Genomic DNA, 19,175 nt, shown 5'->3' with positions numbered 1-19,175 from the left:
TGGTCACGCACCAGAGGCCGTGGCGGGATTCGAACCCACGTAACTCGCTTTGCAGGCGAGCCCCTGAACCACTCGGGCACACGGCCGTTCAGCCGGTTGTTCCGGGGAGTGCCTCCCCCTTCGAACCGCTTGGTGATGACCGTAGGCCCGGCGACCGCGGGGCTCAAGAGTGCCGTGGGGGCCGCAACGCGACTGCCATGTGCCGTTCATGAACGGGCGGCCTTCCGGCGGCGGAGGGGGGCGGCGTAGGACCAATGGACGAGGGCCGGTACGGCCTCTCGACAGGGGTCAATGTCGGTTGCGGGCCTTACTCTGGCGGGCATGGCCGTCCATGAACCTCGCGACACCGGTGTCGCAGACGCACCCGAGAAGTCCGGCTCGCTCCCGTCGCGGGAGACCGTGCTGGGGCGGGACCACCGGGCCCTGAGCATCGGGGTCGTGTCCGTCGTGCTGCTGATCGCCTTCGAGGCGACCGCCGTGGGGACGGCTATGCCGGTGGCGGCGCGGGAGCTGGACGGGCTCTCCCTGTACGCCTTCGCGTTCTCGGGGTACTTCACTACCAGCCTGTTCGGCATGGTGCTGGCCGGTCAGTGGTCCGACCGGCGAGGCCCGCTGGCGTCGCTGACCTGCGGAATCGCCGCCTTCGCCGCGGGGCTCGTGCTGTCGGGGACCGCCGGGGTCATGTGGCTGTTCATCCTCGGGCGGGCCGTGCAGGGGTTCGGCGGCGGGCTGGTGATCGTCGCGCTGTACGTCGTCGTGGGACGGGCGTATCCGGAGCGGCTGCGGCCGGCGATCATGGCGGCGTTCGCGGCGAGCTGGGTCGTGCCGTCGGTCGTGGGACCGCTGGCGGCCGGCGCGGTGACCGAGCATCTCGGCTGGCGTTGGGTGTTCCTCGCGATCCCCGCGCTCGTCGTCCTGCCGCTCGCCCTCGCGCTGCCGCAGATCCGGCGGCGGGCCGCGGGCCCGGTCGGCGGGACCGCGAGTGCCTCCTCCGACCGGCGCCGCATCCGCCTCGCCCTCGGCATCTCCCTCGGCGCGGCACTGCTCCAGTACGCCGCCCAGGACCTGCGTCCGCTGTCCGTCCTGCCCGCCGCCGCGGGCATCGCCCTGCTGGTGCCGGCCGTCCTCGGACTGCTGCCGCACGGCACCTGGCGGGCGGCCCGCGGCCTGCCCTCGGTGGTGCTGCTGCGCGGCGTGGCCGCGGGGTCGTTCATCGCCGCCGAGTCCTTCGTTCCGCTGATGCTGGTCACCCAGCGCGGCCTCAGCCCCACCCTCGCCGGGTTCTCCCTCGCGGCCGGCGGGGCGACCTGGGCGCTGGGCTCCTGGGTGCAGTCCCGGCCCCGCGTGGAGCCCTACCGGGACCGGCTGATGACCGGCGGCATGGTGCTCGTGTCCGGGGCCATCGCCGCCGCGCCGAGCGTGCTGATCGAGGCCGTGCCCGCCTGGACGGTCGCCGTCGCCTGGGGCTTCGGCTGCTTCGGGATGGGCCTGGTGATCTCCTCCACGAGTGTGCTCCTGCTCCAGCTGTCCGCCCCCGAGGAGGCCGGTTCGAACTCGGCCGCCCTCCAGATCTCCGACGGCCTGTCCAACGTGCTGCTGCTGGCCGCGGGCGGTGCCGCCTTCGCGGCGCTCGGCGGCGGGACCGTCTCGCACGCGACCACCGATTCCTCCGGCGGCTCGCATCCGGCCGCCTTCGCCGCCGTCTTCCTGCCGATGGCGGCCGTGGCCCTGGTGGGGGCATGGGTGACGACACGGCTGCGACAGAGAGTGAGCGACGGTACGGCTGTGACGTGAGTCCCACCCGGGCGCGACCCGGCCTCGTTCGCGGGGTGGCGGCCGGGCACCGCCGGTAGGGTGGCCCGGTTGTCGTACGCGGCGTGCCGCACGACGGACGGAACCGCACGACGGACCCAGCCGTACGACGCACGCGGCCGCACGGCGCACGCAGCCGTACGACGCACACGCAGCCGCACGACGGACGAAGCCGAACGACCCACGAACCGGAGACCGTGACTACCACCGCCGCCTCCACCTCGCACCACCTCTCTCCCGCCTTCCCCGGCCGGGCCCCCTGGGGTACCGCCGGCAAGCTGCGCGCCTGGCAGCAGGGGGCGATGGAGAAGTACCTCCAGAAGCAGCCGCGCGACTTCCTCGCCGTCGCCACCCCCGGCGCCGGCAAGACGACCTTCGCGCTGACCCTCGCGTCCTGGCTGCTGCACCACCACGTCGTGCAGCAGGTGACCGTGGTCGCGCCGACGGAGCACCTGAAGAAGCAGTGGGCGGAGGCGGCCGCGCGGATAGGGATCCGGCTGGACCCCGAGTACAGCGCCGGTCCGCTCAGCAAGGACTACCACGGCATCGCCGTGACGTACGCGGGCGTCGGCGTGCGGCCGATGCTGCACCGCAACCGCGCCGAGCAGCGCAAGACCCTCGTCATCCTCGATGAGATCCACCACGCCGGGGACTCCAAGTCCTGGGGCGAGGCCTGCCTGGAGGCGTTCGAGCCGGCCACGCGGCGGCTCGCGCTCACCGGTACGCCGTTCCGCTCCGACACCAACCCGATCCCCTTCGTGACGTACGAGGAGGGCAACGACGGCATCCGGCGCTCGTCCGCCGACTACACCTACGGCTACGGCTCCGCCCTCGCGGACAACGTCGTGCGGCCCGTCATCTTCCTCTCCTACAGCGGCAACATGCGCTGGCGCACGAAGGCGGGCGACGAGATCGCCGCACGGCTCGGCGAGCCGATGACGAAGGACGCGATCAGCCAGGCCTGGCGCACGGCGCTCGACCCGCGCGGCGAGTGGATGCCGAGCGTGCTGCGCGCCGCGGACCAGCGGCTCACCGAGGTCAGGAAGGCGATCCCGGACGCGGGCGCGCTGGTCATCGCCTCCGACCAGGATTCGGCCCGCGCCTACGCCAAGCTGATCCGGGAGATCACCGGGTCCAAGGCGACCCTCGTCCTGTCCGACGACACCGGCGCGTCGAACCGGATCGACGAGTTCAGCGCGAGCAACGACCGGTGGATGGTCGCCGTGCGGATGGTGTCGGAGGGCGTCGACGTGCCGCGCCTCGCGGTCGGCGTGTACGCCACCACGATCTCCACGCCGCTGTTCTTCGCGCAGGCCGTGGGCCGGTTCGTACGGTCACGGCGGCGTGGTGAGACCGCCTCCGTGTTCCTGCCGACCGTGCCCGACCTGCTCGGCTTCGCCAACGAGATGGAACGCGAGCGCGACCACGTCCTCGACAAGCCCAAGAAGGACGGCGAGGAGGACCCGTACGCCGAGGAGGACAAGCTCCTCCAGGACGCGGAGAAGCAGCAGGACGAGGACACCGGCGAGCAGGACATGCTGCCCTTCGAGGCGCTGGAGTCCGACGCCGTCTTCGACCGGGTCATGTACAACGGCGCCGAGTTCGGCATGCAGGCCCACCCCGGCAGCGAGGAGGAGCAGGACTACCTCGGCATCCCCGGGCTCCTGGAGCCCGACCAGGTGCAGATGCTTCTCCAGAAGCGGCAGGCCAAGCAGATCGCGCACAGCCGCAAGAAGCCCGACACGGAGGCCGACCTGCTGGAGCTGCCGGCCGAGCGGCGGCCGGTCGTCTCCCACAAGGAGCTGATGGAGCTGCGCAAGCAGCTCAACACGATGGTCGGCGCGTACGTCCACCAGAGCGGCAAGCCGCACGGGGTCATCCACACCGAGCTGCGGCGGGTGTGCGGCGGGCCGCCGAGCGCGGAGGCGACGGCGGGGCAGCTGCGCCAGCGCATCGCCAAGGTCCAGGAGTGGGCGACCCGCATGAAGTGACGCCTCGGGCGTCCACTGCCACGCGGGGCGCCCGGCGCCGCATTGCCGCACGGAGGCGCCCGGCGCCGCACTGCCACGCGGGGGCGCTCGGGACGGCATCGCGCACCGTACGTACCGGGACAAACACAGGTAGCCCCTGTCGGCCACTGCCCGGATTCTGGACGGAGCCTTCCGCTGAGCGAACCTGCTTCGCTACTGTCCCGCTACGCACACGCCCCGTGGCAGCGCCGCCGCGGAGCGCAGCCGTGAAGCGACCGGGTCCGGACACGCCGGACCCCTCCGCCGATCGGCGGCCTCTGACGCGCGTCGCTGACGGGACTCGGTGACGCATCCGCCGCTGTGGAGGCCGCCGACCTCACCACTTAAGGAGTGGGCGTCGTGACCGCGGAGACCTCCCAGACGCTCGACAGGGGACTGAGGGTCCTCAAACTGCTGGCCGATACGGACCACGGGCTGACCGTCACCGAGCTTTCCAACAAACTGGGCGTGAACCGGACCGTTGTGTACCGGTTGCTCGCCACCCTGGAGCAGCACGCACTCGTACGACGTGACCTGGGCGGACGAGCCCGGGTCGGACTCGGGGTGCTGAGGTTGGGCCGCCAGGTGCACCCGCTGGTGCGGGAGGCCGCGCTGCCCGCACTGCGATCGCTGGCCGAGGACATCGGGGCGACCGCGCATCTGACGCTCGTCGACGGGGCGGAGGCGCTGGCCGTCGCCGTGGTCGAGCCGACGTGGACCGACTACCACGTGGCGTACCGGGCCGGGTTCCGGCATCCGCTGGACCGGGGCGCCGCGGGCAAGGCGATCCTGTCCGCCCGGCAGCGGACGGCTTCCGCGGAGCCCGGGTACACCCTGACCCACGGCGAGCTGGAGGCCGGCGCGAGCGGGGCCGCGGCGCCTCTCCTGGGCGTGACGGGCGTGGAGGGCAGCGTGGGTGTCGTGATGCTGGCCGACGCGGTGCCGGAGCGGGTGGGGCAGCGGGTGATGGACGCGGCCCGCGAGGTGGCGGAGGCGTTGCGCTGACCGCCGGGCCGGCTGGGCGAGACGGGTGAGGCGTTGTGCTGACCGCCGGGCCGGCCGGGCGAGATGGGGACGGCGATGTGCTGACCGCCGGGCCGGGCGAGGTGGCGGAGGCGTTGCGCTGACCCCTGGGCCGGCCGGGCGAGGCGGGTGAGGCGTTGTGCTGACTGCCGGGCCGGCCGGGCGAGGTGGGCGTGGAGCGGTCGGCGTGGGGTGCGGGGTGGGCGCGGGTGGCTGCGGGGCCCGGTGGGCCGCGCGGTCCGGCGCTCACAGGGTGCCCGGGCTCTCGGTGTCGCTCGGCGGGGGAGTCCGGCATCGCCCGCCCGTCCGCCCCGGGCGGCCCGCGGCCCGAAGGGGCGGGCCCGCGGCCGGGTGGCCGCGGTGTGCCCGGCCCGCGGCTCGGCACCGGCAGGCGGACGGGGTGGTGGGGCGGGTTAGATTGGGGCCGTGCTCTCACGCCTCACTCGTCCCCAGGCCCTCGCCGTCTGCGCGTTTCCGCTCGTGGCGCTGTTCGCCGCCGTGGGGTTCGCGCCGTTGCCGTTCTCGGTGGCGCAGCCGGGGATGACGGCGAATGTGCTCGGTGAGAACAAGGGCACGCCCGTCATCACGATCTCCGGGGCGCCCACCCGTGACACGACCGGGCAGCTGCGGATGACGACCATCGAGGCGACCGGCCCGGACGCGGACATCACCCTGGGCGATGTGCTCGACGGCTGGTTCCGCACCGACCAGGCCGTGATGCCGCGTGACTCGGTCTACCCCGCCGGGAACAGCACGAAGGAGATCGAGCGGTACAACACCGAGCAGATGAAGGAGTCCCAGGACACCGCGGCCGAGGCCGCCCTGAGGTACCTCGGCCGTACGGACGACGGCATCGAGGTCACGCTGAAGCTCGCCGACGTCGGCGGCCCCAGCGCGGGCCTGCTGTTCTCCCTGGGGATCATCGACCGGCTCGACGGCGACGGCAGCGGAGGTGATCTGACGGGCGGCCGTACGGTCGCCGGTACCGGGACCATCGACGCGGACGGCAAGGTCGGAGCGGTCGGTGGTGTGGCGCTGAAGACGCAGGCCGCCCGCCGGGACGGCGCGACCGTCTTCCTGGTGCCGAAGGCCGAGTGCTCGGACGCCAGGTCGCAACTCCCCGAGGGCCTCCGGCTGGTTCCGGTGTCCACTCTCAAGGGCGCGGTCAGCGCCCTGATCGCGCTGGAGAAGGGGAGCGGCTCCGTCCCGAGCTGCTAGCCCCGTCGTCCCGTCCGGTGCCGGCCTAGTGGGCGAAGGCCGGCCTCGGGGCGGTCGCGAGGCGCAGGCCGATCTCGACGAGGGTCCAGCCGAGGCGGGTGCGCAGTTCACGTGGGCGGGCGGCTTCGGCGGCGAGGCGGTGGGCGTCGGCCCGCGCGCGGAGGTCGGCCGCGCGGAGGTGGGCGAGGTGGTGCTCGGGGTGCATGGCGGTGCCTCTCATTCCGGGGCGTGGGGAAAGAGGTGGGTGTGGACGCGCACCTGCTCGGCCTCGGGGTCCTCGGCGGTCGCGCGGTCGCGGTAGCTCTCGATCAGCTCGTGCATCCTGTCGACCAGCTCGCCGGCGAGGTCGGGTGTGAGGCGCAGGGTCATGTCGCTCATGTCGCTGGACCGTGCCCAGGACGGCGACCAGCGTTCGCGGGTGCTGAGCCAGGTGGACAGCTCGCGGGCGTGGGTGTGGGCGATCTCGTGCAGGAACAGTTCGACGGCGCCCCGTACCTCTGGTCCGGCGTCGATGAACTCCGCGCTGTTGAAGGCCAGTCCGTCGTCCACCGCGCGCCACCACCGCTCGCGCCCCTTGCCGTGTTCCGGGGCGTCCTCGACGAAGCCGTGCGCGGCGAGCTGGCGCAGGTGGTAGCTGGTCGCGCCGCTCGACTCGCCGAACCGCTCGGCGAGTTGGGAGGCGGTCGCCGGGCCGCGCTGCCGCAGCGCGTCGAGCAGTTGCATCCGCAGGGGGTGGGCCAGTCCGCGCAGCGCGCGGGCGTCGAGCACCCGACGTGTCCGGCTCTCATGCTCCGTCATGCCCGCAAAGATAGCGTTGCAAAGAGACCTTTGCAACGACTTCTCTGCAAGTCGCTCCCGGCCGACTGCCGCCCCTGCCGCCCTACTTCACCAGCCCCTCCGCCTTCATCCAGTCCAGCGCGACCTGGTGCGGGTCCTCCCCGGCCACGTCGACCCTGGCGTTCAGCTCCTGGGCGACCGCGTTGTCCAGCTTCGCGGTGACCGGGTCGATGACCTCCGCGATGGCCGGCCACTTCTCGAAGGTCTTGCTGTTGATCACGGGCGCCGCGTTGTAGTTGGGGAAGAACTTCCTGTCGTCCGCCATCACCACCAGGTGCATGGACTTGATGCGGCCGTCGGTGGTGAAGACCTCGCCGTAGGTGCAACTGCCCTTCGCCGCCTGGGTGTAGATGATCCCGGTGTCCATCTGCGTGACGCGGTTCGCCGGGACCTTCATGCCGTACGCCTTCTCCATGCCCGGCAGTCCGTCCGCGCGGTTGGCGAACTCGCTCTCCACGCACAGGCTGACGGCCCTGGGGTCCGACCGGGACAGCTCCGCCACCTCCGACAGCGTCCGCGTGCCGTACTTCTCCTGGTTGGCCCGGTTCATGGCCAGCGCGTAGGTGTTGTTCAGCCGGGACTGCGGCAGCCAGGTCACCCCGTTGCGCACGTCCGCGTCACGCACCGCCTCCCACTGCTTCACCGGGTCCGTCAGAGGCTCGCTGTTGCCCTGGTACGTGATCCAGGCGGTGCCCGTGTACTCGTACATGGCGTCGGCGTCGCCCTTGCGGATCGCCTCGCGGCCGCCGATGGAACCCTGGATGCCGGTCCGGTCCAGGACCTGCGCCCCCGCCGCCTCGAAGGCGATGCCCATCATCGCGCCGAGGATGAGGTTCTCGGTGAACGACTTGGACGTCACGGTGAGATCGGCGCCCTTGAGCGGCTCGCCCTGTCCGATCGAGCCGGGGGAGACGTCGTCGACCATGGGGGAACCGCTGGTCAGGCCGCAGCCGGAGGCCAGCACCAGCAGCCCCGCGAGACAGAACGCCATCCTCCTCACTGCCCCACCTCCAGGCCGCGCGGCCGCAGCAGCACCTCGGCCAGCGAGGCCAGCCAGTCGACCAGCAGGGCCAGCGCCACGGTCAGGACCGAGCCCAGCACCAGGACCGGCATGCGCTGGTTGGTGATGCCGGCCGTGATCAGGACGCCCAGGCCGCCGCCCCCGCCGAAGGTCGCCAGGGTGGCCGTGCCCACGTTCAGGACGAGCGCCGTACGGACGCCGGCCAGGATCAACGGCACCGCCAGCGGCAGCTCCACGCGGTTGAGCACCCCGAGCGGGGACATACCGATCCCGCGGGCGGCCTCCAGCAGCGTCGGGTCGTTCGCCTTCAGGCCCGCGATGGTGTTGGACAGCACCGGCAGGACGGCGTAGGCGATGATCCCGATGAGGGCCGCCCGTCGGCCGATGCCCAGCCAGATCACCAGCAGGGCGAGCAGACCGATCGCGGGTGTCGCCTGGCCCATGTTGGCGAAGGTCATCGCGACGGGGGTGGCCTTGCGGAAGGCCGGCCGGGTCAACAGGATGCCCAGCGGGATCGCGATGATCAGCACGAAGAAGGTGGAGATCACCGTCAGCTGGACGTGCTGCCACAGCGCCTTGGACACCTGCCCGCCGGCCAGCGCGTTCTCGGTGAGGGAGTCCAGCTCGGCCTGCTCGAACCAGAGCCAGGTGGCGAGCAGCATCACGACCAGGAACGCGGGCAGCAGGGTCAGTTTCCGCAGGCCGATGCGGCGGCGCGGGGGAGCGGGCGGCGGCGGCGGAGGCTCCTCCCGGACCGTCCCGTCGTCCGGCCGGTCGTCCAGCTCGACGGTGCTCACGCCGTCGCCTCGCCGCCGGGGCCCTCCTGTTCCGCGTGCGTCTGCGCGGCTCGGGCCTCCTCCAGTTCGTGCTGGGCCTCCAGCGCCTCCAGCCGGTCGGCCTCCAGCAGCTCGTGCACCGAGTTCATCAGCGTCTCCATGTCGACGACCCCCGTGTACTCGCCGCGCCGCCCGGTGACCACGACCCGCCCGGCGTTGTCGGTGAGGACCGCCTCCAGGGCGTCCCGCAGGGTCGCGTCGCGGGTCACGGTGTCGGTGACGAGGGTGCCGGCGCGGGCCAGCGAGCCCCTGGCCCGCATCAGGTCGCCGCGCCGCAGCCACTTGTAGGGCCGGCCGCGCCGGTCGAGGAGCAGGATCTCGTTCGTCCCGCTGGAGCGGATCCGGTTGAAGACGGCCTGGAGCGGGTCGTCGACGCTCACCGTCGGGTACTCGGTGATCTCCACGTCCCTCACCCGCGTGAGGTTGAGCCGTTTCAGGGCAGCGCCGGCGCCCACGAACCCGGACACGAAGTCGTCCGCCGGGTTGGTGAGGATCGCCTCCGGGGTGTCGAACTGGGCGATGTGCGAGCGTTCGCGCAGCACCGCGATCCGGTCGCCCAGCTTGATCGCCTCGTCGAAGTCGTGGGTGACGAACACGATCGTCTTGTGCAACTCGTGCTGGAGCCGGATCAGCTCGTCCTGGAGGTGGTCGCGGGTGATCGGGTCCACGGCGCCGAACGGCTCGTCCATCAGCAGCACCGGCGGATCGGCCGCCAGCGCCCGCGCCACCCCCACCCGCTGCTGCTGGCCACCGGACAACTGGCGCGGATACCGGTGGAGGAACTCCCCGGGGTCCAGCCCGACCAGGTCGAGCATCTCCGCCACCCGGTCCCTGATCCGGCCCTTGGACCAGCCGGTCATCCTCGGCACCAGCGCGATGTTCTGCGCGACCGTCATGTGCGGGAACAGCCCGGACGCCTGGATGGCGTAACCCACCTTGCGGCGCAGCTTGACCGGGTCGATGTCGGTGACGTCCTCGCCGCCGATGCGGATCCGGCCGCCGCTCGGCTCGATCAGCCGGTTGATCATCTTCAGGGTCGTCGACTTCCCGCAGCCGGACGGGCCGACGAAGACGACGGTCTCCCCCGCCTTGATCTCCATGTTCACGCTGTCCACGGCGGGTGCCGCGCTGCCCGGATAGCGCTTGGTGAGGTTCTCCAGCTCGATCGCGGCGCCATGGGACTCAGACACGGATCCCCCTCGGGATGGTCAGCCGGCCGACGAGGACGTACGCGGCATCGAACAGCAGGGCCAGCACGATGATGCCGAGCGTGCCCGACAGGACCTGGTTGAGCGCGTTCTTGCTGCCCAGGGAGGCGAGGCCGCGGAAGATCTCGTTGCCGAGGCCGGGCCCGGAGGCGTAGGCGGCGATGGCCGCGATGCCCATCAGCATCTGCGTGGAGACCCGGATGCCGGTCAGGATCGGCGGCCAGGCCAGCGGCAGCTCGACCCGCGCCAGCCGCATGACCCTGGACATCCCGATGCCCGTGGCCGCGTCCACCAGGGACGGGTCGACGCCGCGCAGCCCCACGACGCAGTTCCGCACGATCGGCAGCAGCCCGTACAGCGTCAGCGCGATCACCGTCGGCGGCACGCCCAGGCCCACCACCGGGATCAGCAGACCGATCATGGCGAGGGACGGGACGGTGAGGATGGTGGAGGTGGCCGTGGTGGCGAGGTTCCCGGCCCAGTCGCTGCGGTAGGTGAGGACTCCGAGCAGCACACCGATCAGGGTCGCCAGCACCATGCACTGGAAGACGGCGCTGGCGTGCTGGTAGGCGTCGGTGAGCAGTTGCTGGTGCCGGTTGCCCAGGTACTCCCAGAAGCTCACACGCCCTCACCCCGTCGTTCGGCCAGATCCTTCCCGGTCGTCCGCGGCCTGCTCCACCAGCGGGATGATCCGCAGCGGAACGGGGTTCTCCATCACGATCGCGGTGGACGCCCGGACGATCCCATCAAATCCGACAACCAGGTCGATGACCCGCTGGAGATCGGCGTTGGAGCGGGCCACCAGACGGCACAGCATGTCCCCGGTGCCGGTGGTGGTGTGCAGCTCCAGCACCTCCGGCACCGACGCCAAGTGGGCCCGTACGTCGGCGCCTTGGCCCTGCCGGATCTGGAGCGTGGCGAACGCGGTGACCGGGTAGCCCAGCGCCGCCGGGTCGACCTCGGGGCCGAATCCGCGGATGACTCCATTCGACTGAAGCCGGTCCAGCCGCGCCTGCGCCGTCCCCCGGGCGACCCCCAGCCGCCGGGACATCTCCAGCACCCCGATCCGCGGCTCCCGCGCCAGCAGCACGATGATCCGCCCGTCCAGATGATCGATCGCCACGCCCGCCTCCGAGATGGTCAGCCTGTACAGAAACACTGCCGCAACCGCCCTGCCACTGAGCAGTATGACCAGCGGTGTCGCGAACTATTGCGCACCTTGCGGGGTCGCGCGACGCTTCGGCCATGACGCAGACCACACACCACACGCCCGACACCGCCCGGCAGGCCGACCCCTTCCCGGTGAAGGGAATGGACGCGGTCGTCTTCGCCGTGGGCAACGCCAAGCAGGCGGCGCACTACTACTCCACCGCCTTCGGCATGAAGCTGGTCGCCTACTCCGGACCGGAGAACGGCAGCCGTGAGACCGCCGCCTACGTCCTGGAGAACGGCTCCGCCCGCTTCGTCCTCACCTCGGTGATCAAGCCCGCCACGACGTGGGGCCACTTCCTCGCCCAGCACGTGGCCGAACACGGTGACGGCGTCGTCGACCTCGCCATCGAGGTCCCCGACGCGCGCGCCGCGTACGCCTACGCCCTGGAGCACGGCGCCCGCTCGGTCGCCGAGCCGTACGAGCTGAAGGACGAGCACGGCACGGTGGTGCTGGCCGCGATCGCCACCTACGGCGAGACCCGCCACACGCTCGTCGAGCGCGGCGGCTACGACGGCCCCTACCTGCCCGGCTACGTGGCCGCGAGCCCGATCGTAGAGCCGCCCGCCCACCGCACCTTCCAGGCGGTCGACCACTGCGTCGGCAACGTCGAACTCGGCCGCATGAACGAGTGGGTCGGCTTCTACAACCACGTCATGGGCTTCACCAACATGAAGGAGTTCGTGGGCGACGACATCGCCACCGAGTACAGCGCCCTCATGTCGAAGGTCGTCGCCGACGGCACGCTCAAGGTCAAGTTCCCGATCAACGAGCCCGCCGTCGCGAAGAAGAAGTCGCAGATCGACGAGTACCTGGAGTTCTACGGCGGCGCGGGCGTCCAGCACATCGCCCTCAACACCAACGACATCGTCCAGACGGTCCGCACCATGCGCGCCGCCGGCGTCCAGTTCCTCGACACCCCCGACTCGTACTACGACACACTCGGCGAGTGGGTCGGCGACACCCGCGTCCCCGTCGAGACCCTGCGGGAGCTGAAGATCCTCGCCGACCGCGACGAGGACGGCTACCTGCTCCAGATCTTCACCAAGCCGGTCCAGGACCGTCCGACCGTCTTCTTCGAGATCATCGAACGCCACGGCTCGATGGGCTTCGGCAAGGGCAACTTCAAGGCCCTGTTCGAGGCGATCGAGCGGGAGCAGGACAAGCGCGGCAACCTGTAGGGCCGCTCCTTCGGATCAGGCCGGATCCGAAGGACCCGGGCAGCGCTCACGTGAACTCCGGCACCCGTGCCACGGACGGCTCGCCCAGCGCCAGCAGCGCCGCGCGGGCCGTCCGCGCGTGCAGCGGGGAGAAGTACGGGTTGATCCGCAGCGCCTCCTCCAGATGCCGCCGCGCGGCCCCGTCCCGCCCCAGCTGCCGCTCGATCATGCCCCGGTGGTAGATGTACGGGGCGCTGCGCACCGTCCCGTCGTGCGCCCGGTCGGTGGCGATCACCGCGTACCGCAGCCCTTCCTCGGGGCGGCCGGCCCGGTGCAGGGCCCAGCCCAGCGCGTCCGCGACCTCGATGCCCGGCTGGCGCCGCCACTCCGCGTCCAGCCGCCGTACCGCGGCCGCCGGATCCCCGTGGTCGGCCTCCCACCGGCCCAGCACCAACTCCCCGTCCACCCCGCCGGCCGCCTCGCGCCGGACCCGCTCGCGCAGCAGGTCGTACTGCACCCGTGCCGCCTGGGCCATCCCCAGCGACTCGTACAGCTCGCCCAGCTCCAGCGCGTACTGCGGCAGCGGCTGCTTGGCGAGCGCCACCTGGTAGGCGCTCAGCGCCTCCGAGGTGCGGCCCAGCGCGGCCAGCGCCCGTCCCTGCCCGGCCTGCGCGGCCCGCTGGTCGGGGTCGAGCCGTACCGCCTCCTGGAAGTGGCGCAGCGCCGGCTCCCGGTCACCGCGCTCCCAGGCGAGCTGCCCGGCCCGCTCCAGCCACTCCGCCCGCTCGGCGGGGGAGTCCGCGCCGGCCGCCGCGTCCGACAGCGCGGCCGCCGCGTCCTCACGCCAGCCCCGGTCCCGGTAGACGGCCGCCGCCCGCCCCAGCACCGCGGGACCCGTGCGCAGCTCCAGCAGCCGGTCCAGCGCGGCCTTCGCCCGCTTGGGGTCACCGAGCCCGGTGTAGGCGTCGATCAGCTGCGCATACACCGTCCAGCGCTTCGGGGCCAGCTCGCGCGCGGCCTCCCCCCAGGACCGCGCGGCCGGGTAGTCCCGGCGGGCGTTGGCGAGGGCGGCCAGCCCGACCAGGGCCTCGGCGTTGCGCGCGGGACGCACCGACAGGGAGGTCCGCAGGGCCCGTTCCGCCTTGGGGTAGAGGGTGGCCGCGTCGGCGGTGCGCCGGCCGTGCTCGACGTAGGCGGCACCGAGGACCGCCCAGGAGCGGGCGTCCGTCGGACGCGCGCGCACCCGGGCCTCGCGCTCACCGATCAGCACCGTGAGATCGGGCAGCGCGGCCGCCACCCCGGTACGGACCGCCGCCTGCGCCTGAGCCCCCGGCGCGGGCGCCGGCGCCGGCCGGTCGGCCTTCTCGCCCGGCAGGCACAGCAGGACCCCGCCCAGCACCAGGCAGCCGGCCAGCGAGCCGGTCAGGACCCGTCGGCGCAGCCGGGCCCGGGCCCGCTCCGGCGCGGGCCGGCTCCCGGCGGTATCGGCGACTTCGGCGGTGGCGGTGTCGGTAGCGCTCTCCATGGCGCTCACTGTGCGTCAGTGCGACGACCGCGCGAGGGTATCCGCCGGGTGCCGCAGACGGGGTTCACACCGATGGCGGCGGGTGCGACGCTGTGATCATGAGCCGTATCGAAGCCCCTCGCGACGAGGTGACGGGCAACCTCCTCGACCGACTGCTCGACGGCCTGCCCGCCGAGGCGGTCCTCACCGACCCCGACGTCACGGCCGCCTACGCCCATGACATGGCGAGCTTCTGCCCGGCCGGCACCCCGGCCGCCGTCGTGCTGCCGCGCACGGTGGAACAGGTGCAACACGTCCTGCGCACCGCCACCGAGCTGCGCGTCCCGGTGGTTCCGCAGGGCGCCCGCACCGGCCTGTCGGGTGCCGCCAACGCCTCCGACGGCTGCCTGGTCCTCTCCCTGACGAAGATGGACCGCATCCTGGAGATCAGTCCCGTCGACCGCGTCGCCGTGGTCGAGCCCGGCGTCGTCAACGCGGTCCTCTCCCGCGCCGTCGCCGAACACGGCCTGTACTACCCGCCGGACCCCTCCAGCTGGGAGACGTGCACGATCGGCGGCAACATCGGCACCGCCTCCGGCGGCCTGTGCTGCGTCAAGTACGGCGTCACCGCCGAGTACGTCCTCGGCCTGGACGTCGTCCTCGCCGACGGCCGGCTGATGTCCACCGGCCGCCGCACCGCGAAGGGCGTCGCCGGGTACGACCTCACCCGTCTGTTCGTCGGCTCCGAGGGCTCCCTCGGCGTCGTCGTCCGGGCCACCCTCGCGCTGAGACCGCAGCCGCCGCGGCAACTGGTCCTGGCCGCCGAGTTCGCCTCCGCTGCCGCCGCCTGCGACGCCGTCTGCCGGATCATGGCCGACGGCCACGTCCCCTCCCTCCTCGAACTGATGGACCGTACGACGGTCAAGGCGGTCAACGAGCTGACCCGCATGGGCCTGCCGGAGACCACCGAGGCCCTCCTCCTCGCCGCCTTCGACACCCCTGACCCGGCCGCCGACCTCGCCGCCGTCGGCGCGCTCTGCGAGGCCGCCGGCGCCACCCAGGTCGTCCCGGCCGCGGACGCGGCCGAGTCCGAACTGCTCCTCCAGGCGCGGCGGTCCTCGCTGGTGGCCCTGGAGGCGGTCAAGGGCACGACGATGATCGACGACGTGTGCGTGCCCCGCTCCCGGCTCGGCGACATGCTCCAGGGCGTGCAACGCGTCGCCGAGAAGTACCGGCTCACCATCGGGGTCTGCGCCCACGCCGGCGACGGCAACACCCACCCCACCGTCTGCTTCGACGCGGCCGACCCCGACGAGGCACGGCGCGCCCGCGAGTCGTTCGACGAGATCATGGCGCTCGGCCTGGAGCTGGGCGGCACCATCACCGGCGAGCACGGCGTCGGCGTGCTGAAGAAGGAGTGGCTGGCCCGCGAACTGGGCCCGGTCGGTCTGGAGATGCAGCGGCGGATCAAGCAGGTCTTCGACCCGCTGGGCATCCTCAACCCCGGCAAGCTGTTCTGAGCCGCGCGCGCTCATCCACCGTCCTTCGACTCGTCCGACGGCCACGGGTCGCGGGGCCGCAGGTCGTCCGCCGGAAGGGGGGCGAGCAGCTGGGACAGAGCCTCGTCGACGCCGAGCCGCCCGCCCTCGGTCCCCGGGGGCACCACCCGCAGCGTCCGCTCCAGCCAGGCCGACACCTGGGCGGCGGGCGCTTCGAGGAGGGCGTCGCCGTCGGGTGAACTCAGCGCCATCAGGACGACGCCGCGCCCGCACACCTTCGTCGGCCACACCCGCACGTCCCCGTGGCCGCACGGCCGGAACACGCCCTCCACGAGGAGTTCGCGGGCGAACGTCCAGTGGACGGGGGAGTCCGAGTCGATGTGGAAGGTGATGTGGACGGCGAAGGGGTCGTCGCTGCGGTAGGCGAGCCGCGCCGGGACCGGGACGCCGCGCTCCGGGTCCAGGACGAGCCTCAGCTCCAGCTCGCGTTCCACCACGGTGTGGTGCATGTCCGTTCTCCTCTCGGTACTGATCCGTACGCGGGGGAGAGCGGGTTCGGCGCCGGGCATTACGCGGGTTCGGCAGACTTCTTCGGCGGCCGACCTCGCGGGCCGACCGAACGTGTGAAGCGCGTGCACGCCGTTGCCCGGAAAGGAGTGGGAACGGCAGGACTGGCGATGGGGGTTGCGCTCGTCTGGTAGATGTGGAGACCCCCTTCCCACCCCCGAGCAGATACGGGACGACGGACATGAGCGCCCCAACCCCGGCACCCGGCGACGACAGGCCCCGCGAGGGGTACTACCCGGACCCGTCCATCCCTGGATACGTCCGGTACTGGAACGGCGCCTCCTGGGTGCCCGGCACCAGTCGGCCGGCCCCGTCCGACGGAGTACCGCTCGCCCCGCCGGGGGCGTCCTCGGCCCCTTCCGCGCCGGCCCCCGCCGCGGCGTCCGTCGAGGAGACGGGCCCGCATTTCTTCGACGAGGATCCGCAGCAGTACGGCAGCCAGCCGGAACCGGCCTCCGCGTGGAGCGCCGACCGCGCCCGCCAGTCCGGCTTCGGCGGTGACCAGGAGCGCCGCGTCTCCTGGGGCAACCCGCAGACCCCCCACCCGCAGACCGCGCCCCCGCAGAGCCCGAACCCGCACGCCCCGGACCCCCGCACGGCGGCGCCGCAGGCCGCGCCCGAAGCCACCTTCATGGACCGCCGCCCGACCACCGGCCCGGCGCCCACGGACGAGGGCACGATGACCTTCCGCACCCCGACCCCGCACACCACGGACCAGGGGGGCCTCGGTCCCCAGGGTCCGGTGGGGGTGGGCGGCCCGGGTGGCTCCGCCGGTGCGGCCGGCTCCGGTGAGCCGCCCGCCGGGGCCTTCGGCCCGCCGGGCTCCGGCGGGTACGGCGAGGCCGGCGGGCAGGGCGGAGCCGGAGGGCCGGCCTCGCCCGGCAAGCCCGGCTTCGGCGCGGGCAAGGCCGCCGCCGAGCGGGCCGCGACGGCCCAGGGCGTACCCGCGCAGGGCACCCCAGGCCCACAGGCCGCGCCAGCACAGGCCGCGCCAGCACAGGTCGCGCACGCGCAGGCCGCACCCGCCGCCCAGGCCGCGCCAGCGCAGGCCGTACCCGCCCAGGCCGCGCCAGCGCACGTCGCACCCGCCCAGGCCGTCCCCGCCCATGCCGTCCCCGCCCATGCCGTCCCCGCGCAGGGCGCACCCGCCCCCCAGCCGGCCGCCCCCGGCACTCCCCACCCGGCCGGCGCCCAGGGCGCCGCCGGCCTCCCGCAGCAGGCCGGCGGGGGACAGGCGGCCGGGCCGGGCGGCGGTGCGCCCATGGCTCCCGGGCCCGGTGGCGGGCAGCACTCCTGGGCGCAGCAGGTGCATCAGCTGGTGGGTGCCGGGGACGAGCAGCCCGTGACGCCGTGGAAGCCGCCGGTGGACGACGTGTTCCAGGCCGCCGCCCGCCGTCAGGCGGCGGCGCGTCCCGCGGGCCTCGGCAGGCGGCTGGGCGCGCGGCTCGTCGACACGCTCGTGCTCGCGGCCGTCACCGGGGCGGCGGCGGTCCCGCTCGGCCGGAAGGCGGTCGACCACGTCAATGACAAGATCGACGCGGCCAAGCTCACCGGCGAGACCGTCACGGTCTGGCTCCTGGACGGCACCACGTCGGTGTACCTCGGGGTCGTGCTGGCCGTCCTCGTGTGCTTCGGCATCGTGTACGAGGCGCTGCCGACCGCCAGGTGGGGGCGCACGCTGGGCAAGAAGCTGTTCGGTCTGGAGGTGCGGGACATCGAGGGCCACCAGCCCCCCTCGTTCGGCCTCGCCCTGCGCCGCTGGCTGGTCTACTGCGTCCCGGGCCTGCTCGCCGTCGGGATCGTCGGCGTCCTGTGGGGTCTGTTCGACCGGCCGTGGCGTCAGTGCTGGCACGACAAGGCCGCCCACACGTTCGTCGCCGGCTAGGGAACCCACCGCGACCGGCCCACGGGACGTCGTACCCCGGACGGCCGCTCGCCGGATGCGGGGGCGGGCGGTTCGCGGTCGACTCGGGCCATGACGACCGAACCGCCCCCCGGTTCCGGCGGCGAGCCGCCGGAGGACGATCCGTTCAGGAAGCAGCCCCCGCAGCCGCCGCAGGGTCACGGGCAGGGCCCGCAGGGTTCCCCGTACGACAGCCCGTACGGCGGGGCGGGCGGGCAGCAGCCCCCGCCGTACGGCGGCGCGGGCGGGCCCTACGGGGGCGACCCCTACGGCGGTTATCCCGCCGACCCGCTCTCCGGGATGCCCCCGCTGGCCGACAGCGGCAGGCGCACGCTGGCGCGGATCATCGACATGATCCTGGTGGCCGTCGTCGTGTGGCTGCTGACGTGGGGCTTCGGGGTCAACGAGTACGACGTCGACGGCGACGGCGTCGAGGTCGGCAAGTCCCTCGCCCAGTCCCTCGTGGCCGCCCTGCTGTACATCGCCTACGACACCGTCATGACCGCCAGGTCCGGCCGGACGCTGGGCAAGAAGTGGCTGGGCCTGCGCGTGGCCAACCTCGACAACGGCTCCACGCCCTCCGTGCAGACCTCGCTGGTGCGCGCCCTGGTCCTGTGGGTGCCGTTCGCGTTCTGCTGCGCCTGCCTGTGGACGGCCGTGTGCGGCGGCTGGAGCTTCTTCGACAAGCCCTACAAGCAGGGGCTGCACGACAAGGCGGCCAAGACGGTCGTGGTCAGCACCGGCTGACGGCCTGCCAGTACGGCGAGGGGGCCCGGCGCGGTACGGGCGCGGCCCCCGCGGCCCCGGCGGTCAGGGGGCCGACGGCTCCCGGACCGGCTCGGGCGCCGCGGCGACGGAGGCCGGCACGGGCTCGGTCACGGTGGAGCGCGCCACGGTGACGGTGACCTGGCGCCGGGGCGCCGGGAGCGTCAGGGCGACGAGTACCCCGAGAGCGAGCGCGGTGACGGCGATGACCGCGACGAGCGAGCCCGAACTCGTCCCCGACAGCAGCAGCATGGCGAGCGTCGAGATGATGACGGTGCAGGAACCGTAGGTGAGCTGTGCGACGGTCGGACGAGGCATGGCAATCGTGTCCTCGGAAGCGGGGGCGGTCTCGACTCTATTCGGCTGCATGCCCGACGGGAACGAGCGGTAAGCGTGAGCTGACACACGGTGCCGGTGCACAGGGGGCGCACGGAGTCATGGCGTCCACTGGGTGGACGGGACCACGCGCCTGTCACGTTACGGTCACGTGTCCGCAATGCGAACCCGCGCTCCCAATAATGCGTTGACCTGTTCAAGTCAAGGTCTGTCTTTTCTGGTGAAGCAGTAGTCAAATGACGGCACTTGACTACACGCGTATAACCG

18 protein-coding genes and 1 tRNA gene are annotated in these 19,175 nt (G+C 72.8%); 8 read left to right on the top strand and 11 right to left on the bottom strand.

Features of this window, described 5'->3' with window-relative positions:
- Window positions 1-14 precede the first annotated feature (14 nt).
- Window positions 15-86: transfer RNA gene (locus ACFYO5_RS05755), tRNA-Cys, on the bottom strand.
- A 235-nt stretch (window positions 87-321) separates the two neighbouring features.
- Here ACFYO5_RS05755 and ACFYO5_RS05750 point away from each other — a divergent pair.
- The 4 genes from ACFYO5_RS05750 to ACFYO5_RS05735 all read left to right on the top strand — a co-directional run bounded on the left by ACFYO5_RS05750 (window position 322) and on the right by ACFYO5_RS05735 (window position 6,062).
- The gene (locus ACFYO5_RS05750; protein ID WP_388704540.1) at window positions 322-1,794 is read left to right on the top strand and encodes an MFS transporter; all 1,473 of its coding nucleotides are present in this window, start codon (window positions 322-324) and stop codon (window positions 1,792-1,794) included.
- Window positions 1,795-2,009: 215 nt separating this feature from the next.
- Entirely contained in the window at window positions 2,010-3,803 is a 1,794-nt protein-coding gene (locus ACFYO5_RS05745) for a DEAD/DEAH box helicase (RefSeq protein ID WP_356560012.1), read from the top strand.
- Window positions 3,804-4,181: 378 nt separating this feature from the next.
- Entirely contained in the window at window positions 4,182-4,826 is a 645-nt protein-coding gene (locus ACFYO5_RS05740; protein ID WP_356560011.1) for a helix-turn-helix domain-containing protein, read from the top strand.
- A 444-nt stretch (window positions 4,827-5,270) separates the two neighbouring features.
- Window positions 5,271-6,062 carry a PDZ domain-containing protein gene (locus ACFYO5_RS05735; protein WP_388704536.1) on the top strand — a complete coding sequence of 264 codons (792 nt, stop codon included), beginning with the start codon at window positions 5,271-5,273 and terminating at the stop codon, window positions 6,060-6,062.
- Between the two features lie 25 nt (window positions 6,063-6,087).
- Here the strand turns inward: ACFYO5_RS05735 and ACFYO5_RS05730 are convergent, their stop codons facing one another.
- The 7 genes from ACFYO5_RS05730 to ACFYO5_RS05700 all read right to left on the bottom strand — a co-directional run bounded on the left by ACFYO5_RS05730 (window position 6,088) and on the right by ACFYO5_RS05700 (window position 11,087).
- Window positions 6,088-6,267 (bottom strand): hypothetical protein, encoded by a 180-nt coding sequence (locus tag ACFYO5_RS05730; RefSeq protein WP_388704533.1) that lies wholly within the window; start codon window positions 6,265-6,267, stop codon window positions 6,088-6,090.
- An 11-nt stretch (window positions 6,268-6,278) separates the two neighbouring features.
- The gene (locus tag ACFYO5_RS05725; protein WP_388704531.1) at window positions 6,279-6,860 is read right to left on the bottom strand and encodes an ArsR/SmtB family transcription factor; all 582 of its coding nucleotides are present in this window, start codon (window positions 6,858-6,860) and stop codon (window positions 6,279-6,281) included.
- 82 nt (window positions 6,861-6,942) lie between these two features.
- The gene (locus tag ACFYO5_RS05720) at window positions 6,943-7,890 is read right to left on the bottom strand and encodes a glycine betaine ABC transporter substrate-binding protein (protein WP_388704528.1); all 948 of its coding nucleotides are present in this window, start codon (window positions 7,888-7,890) and stop codon (window positions 6,943-6,945) included.
- A 5-nt stretch (window positions 7,891-7,895) separates the two neighbouring features.
- On the bottom strand, window positions 7,896-8,717 hold the full coding sequence (locus ACFYO5_RS05715) for an ABC transporter permease (protein WP_388704525.1): 822 nt from the start codon (window positions 8,715-8,717) through the stop codon (window positions 7,896-7,898).
- A complete protein-coding gene (locus ACFYO5_RS05710; RefSeq protein WP_388704522.1) occupies window positions 8,714-9,946 on the bottom strand; it encodes a betaine/proline/choline family ABC transporter ATP-binding protein in 1,233 nt (410 codons plus the stop codon). The genes ACFYO5_RS05715 and ACFYO5_RS05710 overlap by 4 nt, the downstream gene beginning before the upstream one ends.
- A complete protein-coding gene (locus ACFYO5_RS05705) occupies window positions 9,939-10,586 on the bottom strand; it encodes an ABC transporter permease (RefSeq protein WP_356560006.1) in 648 nt (215 codons plus the stop codon). The genes ACFYO5_RS05710 and ACFYO5_RS05705 overlap by 8 nt, the downstream gene beginning before the upstream one ends.
- A gap of 6 nt (window positions 10,587-10,592) precedes the next feature.
- A complete protein-coding gene (locus ACFYO5_RS05700) occupies window positions 10,593-11,087 on the bottom strand; it encodes an Lrp/AsnC family transcriptional regulator (RefSeq protein ID WP_356560058.1) in 495 nt (164 codons plus the stop codon).
- A 122-nt stretch (window positions 11,088-11,209) separates the two neighbouring features.
- Between ACFYO5_RS05700 and hppD the strand changes: the two genes are divergently transcribed.
- Entirely contained in the window at window positions 11,210-12,355 is a 1,146-nt protein-coding gene (gene hppD, locus ACFYO5_RS05695; RefSeq protein WP_356560005.1) for a 4-hydroxyphenylpyruvate dioxygenase, read from the top strand.
- A 46-nt stretch (window positions 12,356-12,401) separates the two neighbouring features.
- Here the strand turns inward: hppD and ACFYO5_RS05690 are convergent, their stop codons facing one another.
- Window positions 12,402-13,859 (bottom strand): tetratricopeptide repeat protein, encoded by a 1,458-nt coding sequence (locus tag ACFYO5_RS05690; RefSeq protein WP_388704518.1) that lies wholly within the window; start codon window positions 13,857-13,859, stop codon window positions 12,402-12,404.
- A gap of 92 nt (window positions 13,860-13,951) precedes the next feature.
- Here ACFYO5_RS05690 and ACFYO5_RS05685 point away from each other — a divergent pair, with 92 nt between their 5' ends.
- Window positions 13,952-15,358: an FAD-binding oxidoreductase gene (locus tag ACFYO5_RS05685; protein WP_388704516.1), complete on the top strand. Its 1,407-nt coding sequence runs from the start codon at window positions 13,952-13,954 to the stop codon at window positions 15,356-15,358.
- 11 nt (window positions 15,359-15,369) lie between these two features.
- On the opposite strand, the gene ACFYO5_RS05680 is transcribed toward ACFYO5_RS05685, so the two are convergent.
- Entirely contained in the window at window positions 15,370-15,846 is a 477-nt protein-coding gene (locus ACFYO5_RS05680) for an SsgA family sporulation/cell division regulator (protein WP_388704513.1), read from the bottom strand.
- A gap of 239 nt (window positions 15,847-16,085) precedes the next feature.
- Here ACFYO5_RS05680 and ACFYO5_RS05675 point away from each other — a divergent pair, with 239 nt between their 5' ends.
- Together ACFYO5_RS05675 and ACFYO5_RS05670 are read left to right on the top strand one after the other, a co-directional pair.
- Window positions 16,086-17,789, top strand: coding sequence for an RDD family protein (locus ACFYO5_RS05675; RefSeq protein ID WP_388704511.1), 1,704 nt, complete (start codon window positions 16,086-16,088; stop codon window positions 17,787-17,789).
- A gap of 90 nt (window positions 17,790-17,879) precedes the next feature.
- Window positions 17,880-18,554, top strand: coding sequence for an RDD family protein (locus ACFYO5_RS05670; RefSeq protein WP_388704508.1), 675 nt, complete (start codon window positions 17,880-17,882; stop codon window positions 18,552-18,554).
- Between the two features lie 63 nt (window positions 18,555-18,617).
- Here the strand turns inward: ACFYO5_RS05670 and ACFYO5_RS05665 are convergent, their stop codons facing one another.
- Entirely contained in the window at window positions 18,618-18,890 is a 273-nt protein-coding gene (locus ACFYO5_RS05665) for a hypothetical protein (RefSeq protein ID WP_388704505.1), read from the bottom strand.
- Window positions 18,891-19,175: the final 285 nt, after the last annotated feature.

The sequence above is a fragment of the Streptomyces sp. NPDC006259 genome (assembly GCF_042870975.1).
Classification (GTDB): Bacteria; Actinomycetota; Actinomycetes; order Streptomycetales; family Streptomycetaceae; genus Streptomyces.
This window is presented reverse-complemented; position numbering and strand designations above follow the sequence as displayed.

What these genes read in the sequence shown, in the direction of transcription:
- ACFYO5_RS05750 (WP_388704540.1), top strand. Translation starts at nt 322, where the DNA reads ATGGCCGTCCATGAACCTCGCGACACCGGTGTCGCAGACGCACCCGAG.
- ACFYO5_RS05730 (WP_388704533.1), bottom strand. Translation starts at nt 6,267, where the DNA reads ATGCACCCCGAGCACCACCTCGCCCACCTCCGCGCGGCCGACCTCCGC.
- ACFYO5_RS05725 (WP_388704531.1), bottom strand. Translation starts at nt 6,860, where the DNA reads ATGACGGAGCATGAGAGCCGGACACGTCGGGTGCTCGACGCCCGCGCG.
- ACFYO5_RS05720 (WP_388704528.1), bottom strand. Translation starts at nt 7,890, where the DNA reads ATGGCGTTCTGTCTCGCGGGGCTGCTGGTGCTGGCCTCCGGCTGCGGC.
- hppD (WP_356560005.1), top strand. Translation starts at nt 11,210, where the DNA reads ATGACGCAGACCACACACCACACGCCCGACACCGCCCGGCAGGCCGAC.
- ACFYO5_RS05690 (WP_388704518.1), bottom strand. Translation starts at nt 13,859, where the DNA reads ATGGAGAGCGCTACCGACACCGCCACCGCCGAAGTCGCCGATACCGCC.
- ACFYO5_RS05680 (WP_388704513.1), bottom strand. Translation starts at nt 15,846, where the DNA reads ATGCACCACACCGTGGTGGAACGCGAGCTGGAGCTGAGGCTCGTCCTG.
- ACFYO5_RS05675 (WP_388704511.1), top strand. Translation starts at nt 16,086, where the DNA reads ATGAGCGCCCCAACCCCGGCACCCGGCGACGACAGGCCCCGCGAGGGG.
- ACFYO5_RS05670 (WP_388704508.1), top strand. Translation starts at nt 17,880, where the DNA reads ATGACGACCGAACCGCCCCCCGGTTCCGGCGGCGAGCCGCCGGAGGAC.
- ACFYO5_RS05665 (WP_388704505.1), bottom strand. Translation starts at nt 18,890, where the DNA reads ATGCCTCGTCCGACCGTCGCACAGCTCACCTACGGTTCCTGCACCGTC.